We start from the raw sequence: 17,929 nt of genomic DNA on the forward strand, positions 1-17,929 counted from the left end.
ATTTTGAATTATTTTTTTACTATGAAAAGTACTTTTTCTTTAACATCAGAAGCAGGAATTGTAACTTTTTTTCCTCCGTTAATTTTTACATTTTTTGCTACGCTTCCAGTTGTTGGATTAATCGCATAGACTTCGAAATCTCCTTTATAATTAGAAAGGTCAATTGAAATATCTTGGGATTTCTTTGCGAATAAAAGATAGGCTTTTCCTTTATTTTCCAAGGTCCAAAGGTTATCCGAGAACTTGTTTCCATTTACAAATTTCATACCACTAATCTCCGAATAGAATGCCGGAAGCTGGATTTTTGGAATATTTGGCAGCGATCCTCCCGCCATTAAAACTGCCCATCCAAATCGCGAAGATCCATCTGTAGAATACAAAATTACTTTCTCAGCATATTTTTCGCGATACTCCCGAATAGCTCTATACACTTGGTCTTCGGTTTCTTTTCCGGTTTTAAGCTTTCGGGCGTGCTGTCTTGGTGCTAAATTTACGCCACCTTGTGGAGCATAAGCCGTTCCGTCTTCTTTGTAATACCAATACCGAATATCAATGGCATCAACTGTTTTGACTCTATTGGCATCGCTCAAAATAGCATCCTGAACATCTTTGGTAGCGCTCAAGCCAATAATTCCTTTTTTACCTGTTTCCGTTTTCCATTTTTGGACTTCATCCAACCAAAATTGCATAAAGTGAAGTGGGCCGGTATATTCGGCACTGGTCAACTGGATAACATTAGAATTACCCTGAAAATTTTCTAATGATTTTCGGATAAATTGTTGGTGTAATTTTCTTCTCGCTGGATTGCTAACATCATAAAATTGTTCCGCCATAAAAATCCGTTTATCACCTGCATAAGGCGGCGGTTCCGGGAATCCAGTAGTATTAATATTATTAGCCGAACGCCAAGGCGAGCTCGACCAATGCGCACCAGCTTCTATAATATTATGCTGAAAATACTGTTGATTGACCAACAATTGCCCATTAGTTTCCGCTAAATTGGCAAAAAGAGACAAACGATCCCAGTACCAGTCATTGAATTTGGTTAAATCATATTTACTCAATTGATCCCAAGCCAGATCTTGACCGCTTCTGGCAAATGGTTGTTCGTAGAATGGTGGCCAAACATCCGAATCAAAACGGCGAACACGCTCGTGATCATCCATTCTTCGCTCATACCACAATCCGTAATTATGTTCTAAGGCTACCATATTATTAGCAGTCAAATAATCTACAACTTCATTGATATTATCTGTAAATCCTGTGCCAGTTTTGCCTGGAACAAATCTGGTAACATCAGGTACTGCTTTGGATACATCACTGTCTCTAAGACTTCCTCGCCACCAAGGCACACTCAATCGGTTTCCGGCAATTATTTTATCCTCATAAGTAAGCCAACCGTTTTTGGTTATTACTTTAGATTTATTGTCGGCAATTGCCTCATTTATTTTTAAATCGTTGGCGTTTTTAAGCCCTGAAGCATTAGTATTAATCGGATTTAATTTTGACACTTCGGCAATAAATTCTGGTAAACTTTGCTTTGGAGTCACTGAATTTTTAGTTAATTCTTGTGCCACTTCAACGGCAGGACTTGAAGAAGGCTCTGAGCCTAAATCATAAATATGCGGATCTACCGGAAGTTTTTCAAGTCTATTCTCTAACTGTGCATAAAACAAACTTCTGGGACTAATATGGCCGTTTACCTCTTTCCAATGACCGTCTCCAGCCATAATGCCGCCCCAAACTCCAAAAGCCCAGTTTTGTGCCGTCGGTGGATTGTAACATTCTATTTTAGAGGCTGAAGTTTCCCAAATTACACTATTGGCAGCCGTCCAACCAGCACCTCTACCGTTTTGCTCTCTGTTGTTATAGCTCAATGAATTGCCATCAATATAGGCAATATCAAATAATACGCCCGTGGCCCAACTACCGATGGCTCCACTGTTATTGAAAGGCAAATGCGATTCGCATTGTACAAAAACATTTGGTCCCGTAGTTCCAAATCCACCCACTGCAAAATCGTGATAACCGTATTCGGAGTAACAACGTTGAAACAACGTTTGTTGTCCTTCGGTATAAAAAGTGTGTCTTCTAAAACCTGCAATTTCCGAAATGGGTTCGGTTGCGATACAATCTTCAACAGTAATTTGTTGCGACGTTTTTAGCAAGGAAACAGCTCCACCCGCAAAATGCTTGAAAGCAACTTGTTTCACCCAAGCATTTCTTGTGTTTTCAATGCTGATTCCTAACCATCTATGCTCTTCGTCTTTTAGATTCGAGGCATCATAGGTTGATTTCATCAAAATATTTTCGATTCCAATTTGTTCGATTCTTCCTGACCAAGTGTATGCTGTTACTTTTGAAATTCCATAAGTATCATCTAAAGTCATTGTCAAAGGAGCGCTTAAAGTCACTTCATTTCCATTGATTTTGGTCACCACTCTGTTCCAAGTGATTTCCCAATCCCCTTTTTTCCATCCAACCCAACCTGTTTCTGCTCCAAAATCGTCCATCTTCAATTGCTTGATCCAATTATCGGTCAACGGTTTGCTGATGGTAATTTCGTCAGATGGTTTTAATTTTGAGGCATTTTTTAATTGGATTTTTTGTGTACCAAGTGGTGAATAAGAAGTAGAAAACTCAAAAGTATCTCCGTACTTTCTATCATCAACTCCTAAAACTTTGATCAAAGCTTCTCTTTCTAGTCCGGTTCCTAAAAGTATCGTTCCGTTTTCAGTGTTTCCACTTCCACGCAATACCACACCCGATTTTTTGATGTATAACGTTCCGCTGATTTTAAAAGTTCCTTTATCTAAAAGAACAGCTCCGCGAAATCCTGATTTACCAGGTTTTAAATTACTGACATAATCAATTGCCGATTGTATTTTTTGAGTCGCATCTTCTTCTTGTTTTGGAACAAAAATTTTATTCTCCACATTTGGAATTGCTTTTTCAGAAGCCATATATCCGGCATAGGAAAAATCAGGAATTTGGTTTCCTTGATTATCAGCAGTAAAAGAAAGTTTCCCTTCTTTCGTTTTTGTAATATCCGGAAATGTGCTTTGTGCAATACTATTGTTAATGATAAAAAACAAAAAGAAACATGACAAAACTAGTTTATCATGTTTTTTAAATATTATATTTTTCAGACTAAAATTCACTTTAAAATATTGTTTATAGGTTAACTCGTTATTGCAGTAATCCTTTTGACTGTGCCAATGTATCGGTATTATTTTCCGTTTTCGACCAATCTGTTTTTTGTTTAGGATCTATACCATTAAAATATTTTTCAATATTGGTATACCCATCACCATTCGAATCTCTATTGGCATCGGATGGATCTTTTGGGTTCAGTCCGTATTGGATTTCCCATTTATCAGAAATTCCATCATTATCCGAGTCTTTATAGGATTTTCCTTTATATTCCGGATAACCTCCAACCTGATTTGGACTGGTAATAATTCCTTTTTTATAAGAATCAGCAGGCAATCTTCTTTTGATAAATGCTGCACCTATCTTATTCTCTAAACCATCTTTAGCCTCAATTTTTCCTGTTCTAACTTGTTTGACAATTCGTTCGTCAACTGCATCTCTTTTTGGCAATGTTGCCCCTACATTGTTCAACACAAATTCATACGCATCTTCTGCCTTCATTATGGTAAGATGAGGCATTACGAATGGTTTTGGTTGTTTAATATATTCTAAATATTCTTTAGATTGTTCCAATGAAAGATCTTCTAATTGAATTCCACCATTCCAATTATCAGCCGTAACTTCTGGAGCTCCTACTATATAATTCCCAGAAACATAAGCTCTACCAAAGGTTTTTGGTTTCATGTAACCCGATTCCGGCTTCAAGATTCTATAACGAATAGGTTGATCTGTGGGAGTTATTGGCCCTGGTTTAAAATAATTATTGATTATATTAAACAACGAGCGATAATCTCCGCCGTCCAAGGAACGATTCCACCAGTTGAATATGACGTTATTTACAAAATTAAAGTCACCATACATTCCGATCGAAGCATTTCTGGAAATATTATCTGCCCATAAATTTCGCATAAAAGTGCTGTTCAAACCTCCAATAGTACTTCCAAAAGAATGATTATAAGTATCCAATCCTTCTGAAGAAATCGTGTTTTGAATGGTAATATTACAGGCTGGTAATTTTTCTAATGTTGATTTTTCATTTGCTTTAAACTGGTGTCTGTACAACGATATATTTTCGTCCAACCCCCAACTTACTGAGCAATGGTCTATGATAATATTCCCAATAGGATTTCCTCCAAGTGCATCGTCTCTTCGAGTCACATCGGTTGCGCCTCTTCTAAAACGCATGTGTCTGATGATAACGTCGTGCGTATCTACTTCTAACGTTTCTCCTGCAATACAAATCCCGTCACCAGGTGCTGTTTGTCCTGCAATAGTAACATAAGGGGCTCGCATACTGATGCGGTTTTTTAATCGAATAATTCCTGAAACATTGAATACGATTGTTCTCGCACCCACGGCTTCGCAAGCTTCTCTAAAAGTACCTTTACCGCTATCTTCCAAACTGGTTACCACGAATATTTTTCCACCTCTACCTCCTTGAGTAAAAGCACCTCCGCCTTCGGCTCCAGGAAAAGAAGGAATTTCTGCTGGCACAAAATCTTTAGGATAAGAAACCCAAGGTAAATAAGGCTTACCGTGTTTTGCTTCTTCCTTAAGAATGTTGGAATTAGTTGCCCAGATCTCGCTTAAACGTTTTTCTTCTTTTGCTAAAATGGTGTCAGTTTTAGCTTGTAGTTCATTCGAAATTACAGGATATTGAGCAAATACTGATGATAAAGACAGGCAAAATGAAATTGTCACAATAGCCCGTTTCACAATGTTTTTTTGAAAAATGTTAAGCATTAGAATCGCTGTTAAGAATTAGAATTTATAAAATTTGGCAACTTACTTTTTTGATTTGTCCTTTTCTCGAGCTGCTGTGCGTGCATGCCAATCAGTACTTTCCTTGTTTAAATCGTATCCTTGAGCTGATAAATAATTATTGATTCTTCCTTTGTATTTACCAAACCAACCGTGCTTTTCTTTGGAAGAACCACCATCAATAGCGTGTTCTCTGGCTTCAACCAAGTTTTTATAGATATATTCTTTTTGTTCTTTGGTTAAATTAGGCAACATATCTTGATATCCTGCGTAAGTAATTGGCAAAACACCATAAGTCATTCCGTCTTTAACTTCGGTGATTTTATCTGCATTTAATTGAGTTCCTAATTTTTTTAAATAGGATTTATGCAATTTAGCAATTGATTTATCGGCTTTCGCTTTCAGTTTTTCAATCGATACATTTTGCTTTTCTTTTGCTAAAGCACTAATTTTTACTTTTGCAATTTCAGCATCTCTTTCGTCTTGAATTTTACTTAAATCTCTAGATTGTTGTGCAATGATATTGGTTACAACTTTTTCTTTTTCAGTATTCGATAAAGCTAATTTAGCAACAATTTTGGTTGCACGCTCATTGGTAACTTTTATATATTCTGGATCTAGATATTGTTGCGCGTTCATTGTACAGCATATGAATAGGAACAATATGCTTACACTTAAATTTTTTATTGACATGATTTAAAATTTTGAGGTTTCATATATTATTTTTACTTAAAAGCATTCTTACGCCATAACATAAATCATGGAATAAGAATGCTTTGAAAAAAAACACATTTATAAAATTATTCCAAAAGCGGCTTATTTAAAGTCTCATGATTATTGCTTAAATCTTTCCAATCCACTTTTATTGCAGGGTTCACACCATTTATGTAATCTTCAATATTGGCGTAGCCATCGTTGTTCAAATCACCTTTGGCATCTAATGGGTCATTTGGATTTAACCCATATTTTTTCTCCCATTTGTCTGGCATACCGTCTTTATCAGTATCGACATAAGGTTTTCCTTTGTATTCCGGATATCCACCCACTTGAGAAATATCTGTTATGATACCTTGTTTATAAGAGTCTGCCTTTAAGCGTCTGTGCTCAAATTGATAAAATGTTTTTTTCTCTAATCCTTTCGCATATTCAGGAACTCCTGTTTTTACCGTTCTTACAATTCGTTCGTCAACATTGTCTCTTATTGGCAAAGTCGCACCCACATTTTTAAGTACAAAATCGTATGCTTCTTCAGCCTTTAATATTTTATTAAACCAAGGCATTGGGAAAGGTTTGTTGCTTTTCATTTTGTCAAAAAATGGTTTGGCTTCATCATAAGACATTAATTCCCCTTTTTTGTTTTCGATTTGAATACCGCCATCCCAGTTGTCTTTGGTTACTTTTTCGTTATTGTTAATTACATTTCCATTAACGTAAGCTCTACCATAAACCATATAAGGCAATTTGCTTCTTCCTGATTCAGGTTTCAAAATTCTATAGCTTATAGGCTCATTTAAATTAGTTACTGGTCCTGGTTTATAAAAATTATTAATAATATTATAATTGGCTGTATAATCGCCACCATCAGTCGATCTGTTATACCAATTAAAAATAACATTGTTCACAAAATTGAAAATACCATTCCACCCTATTGAAGGGTTTCTACCGGCATTATTTGCCCACATATTTCTAATAAAAGCACAATTCTCTCCTCCTAAAGTACTTCCAAATGCATGGTTGTAAGTATCCAAAGCTTCTCCAAACAAACTATTTTGAATTGTAATATTTACAGTCCCTTTCTTTTCATCTGGATAACCAGCGCCCGGACTGTACATGTGTCTGTACATTGACATGTTTTCATCTAAGCCCCAAGTTGCAGAAACGTGATCTATCATGATATTCCCTACCGGATTACCACCAATAGCATCATCTCTACGCCCTACAAAAGTTTCGCCTCTGCGAAAACGCATGTGTCTAATAACTACATCATGGGTATTTATCCAAACCGATTCTCCTGCAACGCAAATCCCATCACCAGGTGCTGTTTGTCCTGCAATAGTAATATAAGGAGCACGGATGATTAAAGGACTTTTAATTTTAATAATTCCCGAAACATTAAAAACAATGATTCTTGCTCCACCTTTTTCGCATGCTTCACGCAAGGTTCCAGGTCCGTTATCTTCTAAGCTGGTCACCGTGTAAACATTACCTCCTCGGCCACCAAAAGTATACATACCCCCACCTTCGGCTCCAGGGAAAGCTGGGATTTCCGCTTGTGGCAAATCATTAGGTCTAGATGCCCACGGGATGAATGGTTTTCCTTGTTTGGCTTCTTGTTCTATAATTACAAGTGCTTTTTCCCAAGCTTCATCAGAACGTTTGGAAGCATCATCCATAATAATCTTGGATTTTGCCTGAACTTCAGCAGAAAGAGATGGGTATTGGGCATAACTTTTAGTAAATCCCGCTAGTAAAATAAATAAAATAAAACTGAACTTTTTCATGTAACTTTTTAATTATGGTATTGTTTTAGAACTAAATCACCTGTATTTAAAAAGAGAAATACAGGTGAAGAAGTAATATATCAATATATTTTAATTAAGTGGATTAAACGTTCCACCCCACCCTTGTGTTTGTTCCAAATATGGTGCCGTATCTAATAAACCTTGTGGAATACCAAAGAAATAATATTCGTTGTACCATTTAAAAGACCAGTTAGCAGGAGTAGTCGCCTCTATATTATCTCTTTCTACTATCTCGAAATAGTTAGTATACAGGTATTCTAAATACAACGCTTCAGTAGTAATAATTGTTCCTGGTAGTTTTCCTGTTGCTGGGATAGTGTATGGAAATACAGGCTCTCTATTAACTATTGTAGCAACACCTGCTGCATTTGGTAAGAAAGGATCTGTTGCACCTACATATCTAGCTCCAGCAGTATTCTTGGCTATGAAATAAAAACCTGTTCTTCTAGTACCATTTATAGGAGTTACACCTAATCTTGTTGTAGTTCCAGCACTAGCATCAAAAAGTTTCCAACGTCTTAAATCATAAAAACGTTTTCCTTCGTAAGCTAATTCTATTTTTCTTTCATTAAGAACAGCTGCAAAATGTTGATTTCTAGAAGATACATTAGCTAAACCATAATCAGAAGAACCAACAACTAAGCCAGCACGAACTCTAATGGTTCTTATTAAATCTTTTCCTTCAGATAATTTGTTAATCCCAATAGCACATTCCGCTAAATTTAACACTACTTCAGCAAAACGCATTTCCATAAAATCAGTTCCACTATAAGCAAAACTATTAGCAATACTTGCTGATGGCGAAGTGGATTTACTCAAATAAACAGCCGTTTTATTATCCCCTAATGTTTCAGTAAAAGTTGCTGGTGTAGCAGAAGCAGTTCCTGTTTTTGTATAAGAATAAGTCCATTGTTTAAAGGTAGTTTTTTCAGCATACCCCCAAGTTGCACCATTATATGCAAACGTTTTATAAAACCTTGGATCCCTGCCTTTATAGAATAAAACAGGATTATAGGATGCATTACCTACAATACTAGTTCCATCTGCCATTGGAAACGCATCTACGATTTGTTTAGTAGGAGCTACAGAACCACCTCCAGTAACTTCTTTAGAACGACATGCTTTTTCCCAACCATTGTTTCTCTTAATTTGATCTGTAACTGAATTATTAAAACCGTAAACAATTACTGCTTCTGGATTATTAGCTTCTGTAAACCACATATCACCCCAAGCTTTACCATTAGCAGTTCCACCTACAGCAAAAAGTCCAGAACCATTCGCTTCTAAAAGTGTTTTTGCAGCTAAATTAGCATCATAAGCACGTTGCCAACGTGCAGTATCGTCATTAGGATTAAAAAGAGGACTTGCCCATGTTAACAACACACGCCCTTTGAAGGCCGCAGCTGCACCACTTGTAATTCTACCCCAATCTGCACCGTTAACCCATTTTCCTGGCAATAATGATTTAGCCATATCTAAATCAGCAACAATTTGTTCGATACATGCAGATGTGGAACTTCTTGCAATTTGACTATCTGAAGCAGCATCTAAAATAGGGTTCTGTGCCGTTAAAACCAATGGAACACCACCATACAACTTCACCATATCATAATATTGCCAAGCTCTCCAAAAATACAATTGTCCTTTCAGTTGATTTTTTTTAGCATCATCTATTCCTGTATATTTATCAACTTCATTCAGGAAAATATTAATTTGTTTCATTCTGGTCCATGTATTATTGGCAATACTTGTACCCATTCTTGTCCCTAAATAGGGAAGGGAATTGGTTGTCGCATTTAATGTCGCATAAACCTTATTATAATTAGTTTCTCCAAAAAGTTCATCTGAAGTTTTACTAAAGGTATCCGCACCACCTGCAGCAAGATCCCAAGTCATGGCGGCAGCATTATCCGGAGGCAGAATTGATTTATAGATATAATCTACATAAGCCGTAGCTAATGACGGATCTTGAAAAACCTGTTCATTAACGCCTCCAAAATCTTCTTTCTCAGCAAGGAAATCATCATTACAACTCACTAGAGAAAAAGCTGTTACGATTGTAAACAACCCTATCTTTTTTATATTTTTTATTTTCATAACTTTATTTTTTTGATTGATCACTAATTAGAATCCAACATTAAGTCCTAATGATATCGTACGTAAAGTAGGATAAACATCATAAGCTCCACTACCATTTTTATAGGAATAAGGATTATAAAGATTAAACGGATTCAAACCCACTAAGTTAAGTTTACACGAACTTAAATTCATAGCAGTCAACGCTTTTTCAGGCAATGCATATGCAATTGTAATATTTCTACAATTTAAACTAAAAGAATCAACTCTCCAAAAAGTAGATGTTGGATCCATATTAATAGCACTAAAGTAAGGGTTTGGCATTGTACCGGTTGGATTAAGAACTGGATCATAAATATTATTCCAAATCTCAGGTTTATTAACCGTATTAGAACTTATAGTAGCTTTCAAAGGTTTTCTAGCGTTAGTATCAATCTCAGACCATCCTCCACCAAATGAAGCACCTACAACAGCATTGATACTAAATCCTTTGTAACCAATTTTTAAAGTAGTGCCTGCACCGTATTTAGTTGATCTTCTTTTAGACAATTGAACTTGGTCATTTACATCAATGATTCCGTCTGGAGCAGCAAACTGTCCGTTCCCCAAATAAGCACCTCTAACATCTCTATAATAAAGAGTTCCTGGTCTAAGTGCTGTAGCTAGTGTCCCAAAAACAGATTTAATATTATATTTAGTGACATAATCTGTTACATCTTGTTGTGTTTGGAACATACCCATATAATCGTAACCCCACTGACCATTATCACTAGACTGACCCGGTTTAGCGTTCCAAGGAAGCAAGATATCAGCAGCATTAAAATTACTCTGAATTATTTTGTTATCTGACCAACCAAAACGAAGATCTATACCGTAACTTACTTTTTTTGCTATTTTATCATTCCAACCTAATTCAAATTCATACCCAAAGAAATCTGCTTTTCCAAAATTTTCAGAAGCCACGGTTCCTCCCACTGTAAAAGGTACGTTTCCAGTACGCTCCATAAGGATATCAGTACCTATATTGTAAAATGAATCTACTCCAAAAGACAATCTACTGTTTAAAAATCTAGATTCTAAACCAAAATTAGTTTTTAGCTCATCGCTCCATGTTCCATCAGGATTAGGAGACGCTTCCATTTTCATACCTGTAGATGCTCCAACGTTTGATGTACCTCCAAAAACACCGCCTTGACCATTTTGAAACGTATATCTTTGTCTCCACAACCACGCTTTAGTATCGTCTTTTCCAACCTTTCCAATAGAATATCTAACCTTTAGGAAATCTATAACTTTAGATTTGAAAAAATCTTCTTTAGATATAATCCATCCCGCTGACACATTAAAGAAGTTACCCCAATAATTTCCAGGAGCGAATTTAGTGGAAGCATCCGATCTGAACAGAACTTCAGCTAAATATTTTTCTCCATACACATAATTCAACCTTCCAATATACCCTAATGAACCTGATTGATTTCTCTCAGTACTCCCATCTACTGCACCAAAAGCCGAACCAAATTGACCATTTGTGGCAGGTATTGGACCCGCTTTAAAAACAACTTCCTTAGTACCCTCTGACTCTGATCTTTCGATAGCAACTAAACCACTAATACTGTGCTTCCCAAAATCACGAGCATAAGAAGCGTTTAAACTATATTGTACTGACAAAGAATTAGAGTTAGCAAAATACAAACGATCTCCATTTGTGTAGAATTTACTACTTTTCAAGGTAGCATTGTCGTCAAAAATATGGCCATTCGTTCCTGTTCCCGTATATTGATACAAAGTATAACCAGTACCCACTTGCGTTCCTCTACCATTACCCATATTACGAGCATATGCCCCTTTAATATTCATACCTTTAATAAAAGGAACTGCATATTCAGCATACATATTAAGTGTCATAGTACTCGCCTTGGTAGTAGCTAAGTTATTCAAACGTTGAATTTCCTGATAGTGATATCTAGTTGTAGCATCATTATTTCCTAAAGGCTCCACTGGATTTCCATTGATATATTGAGGAATATAAGGCAAATCCGTTAGCAAAGTGATATAATCATTTTCTTCGTTTTCTGCTCCAATCTTATTAAATGTTTTTGTTTGATCTGAATTGAAACCAGAAATTTGGATACCTGCTTTTAGATTACTGGATAAATTGACATCAACACCAGCTCTGTACGTCCATTTATTATAATCTAAAGTCCCTAAATTACCATTTTGTTTATAATAAGAAGCTCCTGCAAAATAAGTAGCCTTATCTGAACCTCCACTAGCATTAACATTATGACGCATAGTGTACGAAGGAGACCATTCTTGATCTAAAGTGTTATAATTTATAGTTTTGAAAAACTCAAGCTCATCATCAGAGAAGAATTTAGTTGCATCTGGAGCTGTAGCATTTGCACCATTAGGCCCATTCATCGTGTTAATATATCGTCCAAAAGCATTCGCATCCATCATTTTTGTACGATAGGTAGAGTCATTCGTACCATAAGTACCACTATAAGTAAATTTAGTAGGTCCTTTTTTACCTCTTTTAGTAGTTACCAAAACCACACCTTGACTGGCTCTAGATCCATAAACAGCAGCAGAACCATCCTTAAGAAACGAAATACTTTCTACTTCAGAAGCATCTAAGTTATCAAACAAAGTACTGTCACTTTTCCCTTGAGGATCAAGTTGCAAAACTCCATCTATAACATATAAAGGCTGGTCATTACCACCATCTTTTGAAAATGTCATCGGATTACGTATTTTCAAAGTCGATTTATTCCCTGGTCTTGCAGAACCGCCTGAAACTCCAACACCAAGAACACGTCCTGCCAAAGCAACACCCAAATCTCCAGTTGGCAAATCCTCAATTTCGCTCATTTTTAAGGTCGCAACAGCTCCCGTTAAATGCGCCTTTTTCTGCTTACCGTAACCTACAACAACTACTTGCTCCAGTTCAGATGCATCTTCTTTCATCGTAACATCAATAACAGCTTCGTTGCCAACAGTTTTTTCTACTGTAACCATTCCTATGTAAGCAAATGAAAGAATATCTCCTTTTTTTACGTTTATAGCATAATGTCCATTAGAGTCTGTAATCACTCCATTTTTTGTTCCTTTTACATTTACATTTACTCCTAGAACTGTTCCTCCGGCGTAATCGATTACGCTTCCAGTTACAATTTTTTCTTGGTTAGTTTTTTGGGCAAAGCTCGAAAAACTCATTAGTGCAAACAAAATTAAACCACATCTCTTTGCGATCGTTTGTTTCATAAGTGCTTTTTAGTTAATTAGTTAATAGTTTGTTAGTGAATAAACCTGTCTTTGCGATTTGAATAAAATTACGAAAAAACACTTCATTTAATGTTAAATTTCAATGCAATTGTTAAGTGTCAAAAAGACATTTATTATTTATGGCCCAAATATATAATCTTAAAACATTGCAACTGTCCTGTACTGTCCTGCTTTAATGCTATTATCAAATAAAAAATGTAGTAAATAAATCATATTAATAAAAAAAAGACGAATAAAATATACTAAACAAAAAAAATAAAGAATTAGTTTGCATATTATTCGGTGTTCTTATCCCTATTTTAAAGAGCAATTAGAAAACTAGCCTAAGGTAAGTTAGCATTTGTTTTAAACCTTAAAGAAAAAACACCCACAAATAAAAGTTTTTTTTCTAAAAAAGTAAAATTCTTACAACTAGTTTCGTAGTACAACTTTTTAGTACTATAAAAACCTAGCTATAAGAATAATAGATTTGAAAATTATTTTAAGTTTAGATCAATGTGACAGCCAAACCGTCATCTCTCCTTTTTTATGATTGCCCCAGGCAAAATATGGAATTAATTTGATTTCGTACTGTTTGACCTCTTTTTGAGAAAATGGTCTGTATAACTTTTTTTCCCAGGAAGCATCTTTATTAATTAATGAATTAACAGTAATGGAAAGTAATTTTCTATTGGCTATTTCAATAAAATCAGTAGTAAATTGGGAATTTGTATTCAAAACCACATCATTCACACTTGTGTTTTCAGGCAATTGATCCGATTCTAAACAATACACAATAGGACCACGCTTTACGGCTACCTGATTTTTAATTTCCTCTACCAGAGGATTGGCTTCCATTAATTCAACCGGCATAGGAATATTCAGTTCGATGACATCTCCTTTTTTCCATTTTTGCGCTATTTTTTGGTACGAACCAGAAACAATAGCAGCATTAATATTTTTATCATTAATTGAAATCGTAGTTCCCAGACTCCATCCCGGAATTCTCAAGAAAAAAGCTTGGGCATCTTTTGGGGCTTTTAAGATTTTCAATGTTATTTTACCATCCCAAGGATAATTGGTTTGTTGTTCTACCTCTAATTTTTCTCCGTTTAAAGTCAACGTGTTCAAATGATTGCTACCGTATAAATTGACATACACTCCTTCTTTCGAAAGATTATAGGCGTAATTACTAATCTCGGCAATGGTTCTTGTCACGTTTGGCGCACAACAATTCGACAAAGCAATATAGCCCTCTCGTTCTTTGCTCCATCTTTGTTTAAAAGGTAAATCCTTAGAAACATTCAACGGATTGTTATAAAAGAATTTCTTCCCTTCCAAACTAATTCCCGACAACACACTATTGTACAATGCCAATTCTACAATATCGGCATATTTAGCATCTGCGGTGATTTGAAGCATTCTCCAATTCCACAAAACATTCCCAATATTGGCGCAAGTTTCCGTATGAGCAGTCGCATTTGGCAATTGAAAAGGTCTTCCATAAGCCTGATGAATTTTTTGCACATCTGCAGGATTATACGAAGTCCCGTCTGGAGAAACGCCGTCATACAAAGAACCGCAAGCTCCCGTGATATACATTTTTCGATACGTCACGTCATCCCAAATGGATTCCAGATTGTCCAATAATTTTTTCTCTCCCGTTTCGGCATATAAATCGGCTACACCTGCATACAAATAATTGGCTCTCACCGCGTGACCCATTGCCGTGGTCTGTTTTCTGAAAGGAATTCTGTCCTGATTGTCATCGGTTCCGTCATTGGTTGTACCTCTAATATCAATCAGATTATTGGCCAATTCCAGATATTTTGGATTTTTCGTAGTGCGGTACATTTCGACAATTCCCATATAATGAGAAGGACAAATGGCATTTCGAGCTAAATCTGGAGATGCTTTTTTATAAAAATCATAAAGAAAATCAGCTACGCCTTTCGCAATATTCAAAAAATTAGTTTTTCCGGTGGCTCTATAATGTACGCAAGCAGCCGTCATTAAATGTCCCATATTGTATTTCTCAAAACCCAATTGTTTTTTTACTTCTTCCGGCCCCAAAGTTCCCCAGCGTTCGTCAATTAAAACTGGCGTGTGCAAATAGCCGTCTTTGCGTTGTGCTTTCGCAAATAATACTATGGCTTTGTCCATTTCTGCATCCAATTTCTTGTCTTTGCTTACAGCATAAGTCGCCGCCATTCCTTCAAAAATCTTGTAAAAATCCCCATCGTGAAAAGAAGGTCCTTTGAAAGTTCCTTTGCTTTCACCAGCCGCAATTTCGAAGTTTTTATAAGCGTGCGAAATTGAATCGTTATGATACAAATCCCACATATAAGGTAAGGTATTTTTAGTTTCCACATCAAATTGTTCTTTCCAAAAACCGTTCGTCCATTTCACATCTTGTAAATTGACACTTTGTAATTTGGAGTAAGGACTTTCAGAATTGGCAACCAAACCTTTATTTTGAGCCACAAAAGCTGTAGAAAAAAGTAGGGTTGATAATAGAATGATTTGCTTTTTCATCTTAATATTTTATTTTAAATTTCGTGATTCAACCCTATCAGGGTTTTGAACCCTGACAGGGTTAACAACCAAACTATTTCACAAACACGTTTATAATTCGACTCATCGTGTCTCCGTCTTTGTCGGCTACTGTTATTTTAAAAGAGGCCAATCCTTTTTTGGCCGCTGTAAATTCGATCGTTGAACCTTTTGCTGTAACTTTTCCGTTCGTAACATCAGAGAAAGTATATACTGGTTTTTTCTCGTATCCTTTGAAATAATCTTTGGCATCCAATGCCAATTTTCCACCTGAATTGATGAAAAAGTGTGGTTTTACCATCCAGTCTAAATAGTCGTCTAATTGGGTAAAACCGTCCTTGTCTTTATCCAAATTGGCATCTGAAAAATCATTCGCAGCCGAATTCACATTCAATCCTTTTGCTTCTTCCCACCAGTTTGGCAATCCGTCGTGATCGGTATCCCACTCTGCAGGGCGTTTTTCATTTGCAAAATTTGGCCATCCACCAGCATCGGCTTCGTTATCAATCATTCCTCCCAAACCACTTTTGCTTCCTTTAAAAGTAAAAGTTCCTTTCAAAGTTTCATCAACAATTCGAACATCGTGTTTATCGAAGAAAGGCTGATTAGCACCAACATCCGAAAGCACATCCTTGTAAGCTGCTTGTGCAGTTTGAGTGTTTACAAACGATTCGAAAAATGGTTTTGGCAAAAACACCGGATAATCCACAATCGCTTTATTAGATATTGTAAACTTTCTCCCTTTATCTTGATTCTTTTCATTAAAATAACCCGGCATCACGTTTCCATCAAAATAATATTGCTGTTTTCCTTTTCCAACACCTTCAATTTGTGCATTTAGCGCCACAAAAATTTTCGTTGAAACACCCGGTTTATAAAAATTATTGACAAAATTCACTTCGCTCGCACCACCATCTGTAGTTCGGTGTCCCCAATTGTACACCACATTATTACGAATATCCACTCGTCCACCGTAAAAACCATCACCATTCAGTCCTCCACCAATACTCCAGTTCCTGCCTTCATTGTGTGCCAATAAATTATGATGAAAACTACCCACATCACCACCAATAGTAGCGGCATAACCGTGCATTTTTCCTGCCGGATATTTATCGTGACCTGCAACATTCAAGGCTTCTGAAATCAAGGTACGTTGCAACGTAATATTATGCGATCCTCTAGAACTAAAAGATTCGTCAATCGTCCAGCTGATAGAACAGTGGTCAATAATACTGTGATTGGCACCCGTAAGTCCCATTCCGTCGTAAGTAGTTCCGCCGCCAATTCGAACTTTCAAAAATCGGATTACTCCGTCATTTCCTGTCAGTCCAACAGGTGCTCTACTGATAGTGATTCCTTCGCCTGGAGCAGTTTGCCCAGCAATTGTTATATACGGTTGATTCACCACTAATCTTGAAGCCAATTTTATATTTCCAGATACATTAAACACGACAGTTCTTGGGCCAATAGGCTGATCAACAGCATCACGCAAACTACCCGGACCGCCATCATTCAAGTTCGTTACTTCAATAACTTTTCCGCCTCTTCCTCCAACGGCAAAACGACCATATCCTTCGGCTCCCGGGAAAGCCAATTGCGCTGGCTTGAATGACCACACGGTTCCCAATGTTGTATTTCCTTTGGCATCCAATTCGTCCACACGCCAGTAATAGGTTGTTCCGCTGTATAATTTTCCTAGTTCAAATTTGTTCGAGGTTAAATTTCCTTTAAATTCAGGAGATTTTTCGGTGGCGTTTGAAACTGCATTTTTATCGATTCCATAATAGATTTGGTGCGCTACTGCATCTTTTGCCGATTCCCAATTCAATATCAAATTGTTGTCAATCACCACGTGTTCGTCCGCAGTTGAAGGCTTCGGTGTATGCGATTGCTTTTTCAAATTTGGAGTGTCAATTTCAAATCCGTTGATTACCATTTGTTGGATAAAATCACTTGATTTTGCATCCAATTCAAAACGGATTACCACGTCCTTGTTTGCTTCAGCATTAAACAAAATATAAGCCGTCGCGGTTTCTATTTTGGAATTGGAACGATTACTTGGTGTAACGGTTTCAGCCAATGTACCATTCACGTAAATTTTTACTGGCGAGAATGATTTGCCTTCGATTTTGTCAAAGGTATTGTGAAAAGTAAGCAGCGAATGTTGTCCTGCTTTTAGCCCACTGATAACCAATTCCAAGTTTTCGGCTGTAGCCAAACCATCACTCGCCAATTTGCTGTAAAACGGAGCGTTCATTCCAACTTTGTACCATTTTGCATTAAAGTTCCCTTTCAATTTGAACGTTAGAGCATTGAAAGATTTCTCGGCCTGTTTTTGTTCGCTTATCGGCCAGGAATTATAACTGGTGTCGTTCACTTCTTCCAATCTTCGCTGCGAAAAATCGAAATCAACTTTTACGATTTGTTTTTCTGTTCCACTTTTTAATGCTTGTGCCTGTGTATTTACGGCCAAAATAGCCGACAAAACCAAACCACTTACTAATTTTTTCATCTTCTTAATTTAAATTTATTCCCTCCCCAGCCCTCCCCCAAGGGGAGGGTGCCGAAACCGGAATTGTGATTTTTTTAATTTATTTACA

8 protein-coding genes are annotated in these 17,929 nt (G+C 36.6%); all 8 read right to left on the minus strand.

Translation table 11 applies throughout. The features are described from left to right. Nucleotides 1-8: 8 nt before the first annotated feature. Entirely contained in the window at nucleotides 9-3,095 is a 3,087-nt protein-coding gene (locus ACM55M_RS15975; protein ID WP_416858677.1) for a DUF6298 domain-containing protein, read from the minus strand. A 94-nt stretch (nucleotides 3,096-3,189) separates the two neighbouring features. Next, complete coding sequence (locus ACM55M_RS15980; protein ID WP_416858678.1) at nucleotides 3,190-4,896, minus strand: polysaccharide lyase; 1,707 nt, start codon at nucleotides 4,894-4,896, stop codon at nucleotides 3,190-3,192. 42 nt (nucleotides 4,897-4,938) lie between these two features. Next, nucleotides 4,939-5,607, minus strand: coding sequence for a DUF3826 domain-containing protein (locus ACM55M_RS15985; protein WP_416858679.1), 669 nt, complete (start codon nucleotides 5,605-5,607; stop codon nucleotides 4,939-4,941). 107 nt (nucleotides 5,608-5,714) lie between these two features. Then, nucleotides 5,715-7,415 (minus strand): polysaccharide lyase, encoded by a 1,701-nt coding sequence (locus ACM55M_RS15990; RefSeq protein ID WP_416858680.1) that lies wholly within the window; start codon nucleotides 7,413-7,415, stop codon nucleotides 5,715-5,717. A 90-nt stretch (nucleotides 7,416-7,505) separates the two neighbouring features. After that, nucleotides 7,506-9,533, minus strand: a complete 2,028-nt coding sequence (locus ACM55M_RS15995) for a RagB/SusD family nutrient uptake outer membrane protein (protein ID WP_416858681.1) — start codon at nucleotides 9,531-9,533, stop codon at nucleotides 7,506-7,508. Between the two features lie 27 nt (nucleotides 9,534-9,560). Continuing rightward, on the minus strand, nucleotides 9,561-12,776 hold the full coding sequence (locus tag ACM55M_RS16000; RefSeq protein WP_416858682.1) for a SusC/RagA family TonB-linked outer membrane protein: 3,216 nt from the start codon (nucleotides 12,774-12,776) through the stop codon (nucleotides 9,561-9,563). A 513-nt stretch (nucleotides 12,777-13,289) separates the two neighbouring features. After that, nucleotides 13,290-15,311 carry an aceric acid hydrolase gene (locus ACM55M_RS16005; RefSeq protein WP_416858683.1) on the minus strand — a complete coding sequence of 674 codons (2,022 nt, stop codon included), beginning with the start codon at nucleotides 15,309-15,311 and terminating at the stop codon, nucleotides 13,290-13,292. Nucleotides 15,312-15,384: 73 nt separating this feature from the next. Then, nucleotides 15,385-17,841: a pectate lyase family protein gene (locus ACM55M_RS16010; RefSeq protein WP_416858684.1), complete on the minus strand. Its 2,457-nt coding sequence runs from the start codon at nucleotides 17,839-17,841 to the stop codon at nucleotides 15,385-15,387. Between the last annotated feature and the right edge of the window lie 88 nt (nucleotides 17,842-17,929).

This window comes from Flavobacterium galactosi, from assembly GCF_048158585.1.
GTDB lineage: Bacteria > Bacteroidota > Bacteroidia > Flavobacteriales > Flavobacteriaceae > Flavobacterium > Flavobacterium galactosi.

Excerpts from the sequence above, each read along its gene's own strand:
- ACM55M_RS15980 (WP_416858678.1), bottom strand. The coding sequence starts at position 4,896 with ATGCTTAACATTTTTCAAAAAAACATTGTGAAACGGGCTATTGTGACA.
- ACM55M_RS15985 (WP_416858679.1), bottom strand. The coding sequence starts at position 5,607 with ATGTCAATAAAAAATTTAAGTGTAAGCATATTGTTCCTATTCATATGC.
- ACM55M_RS15990 (WP_416858680.1), bottom strand. The coding sequence starts at position 7,415 with ATGAAAAAGTTCAGTTTTATTTTATTTATTTTACTAGCGGGATTTACT.
- ACM55M_RS15995 (WP_416858681.1), bottom strand. The coding sequence starts at position 9,533 with ATGAAAATAAAAAATATAAAAAAGATAGGGTTGTTTACAATCGTAACA.
- ACM55M_RS16000 (WP_416858682.1), bottom strand. The coding sequence starts at position 12,776 with ATGAAACAAACGATCGCAAAGAGATGTGGTTTAATTTTGTTTGCACTA.
- ACM55M_RS16005 (WP_416858683.1), bottom strand. The coding sequence starts at position 15,311 with ATGAAAAAGCAAATCATTCTATTATCAACCCTACTTTTTTCTACAGCT.
- ACM55M_RS16010 (WP_416858684.1), bottom strand. The coding sequence starts at position 17,841 with ATGAAAAAATTAGTAAGTGGTTTGGTTTTGTCGGCTATTTTGGCCGTA.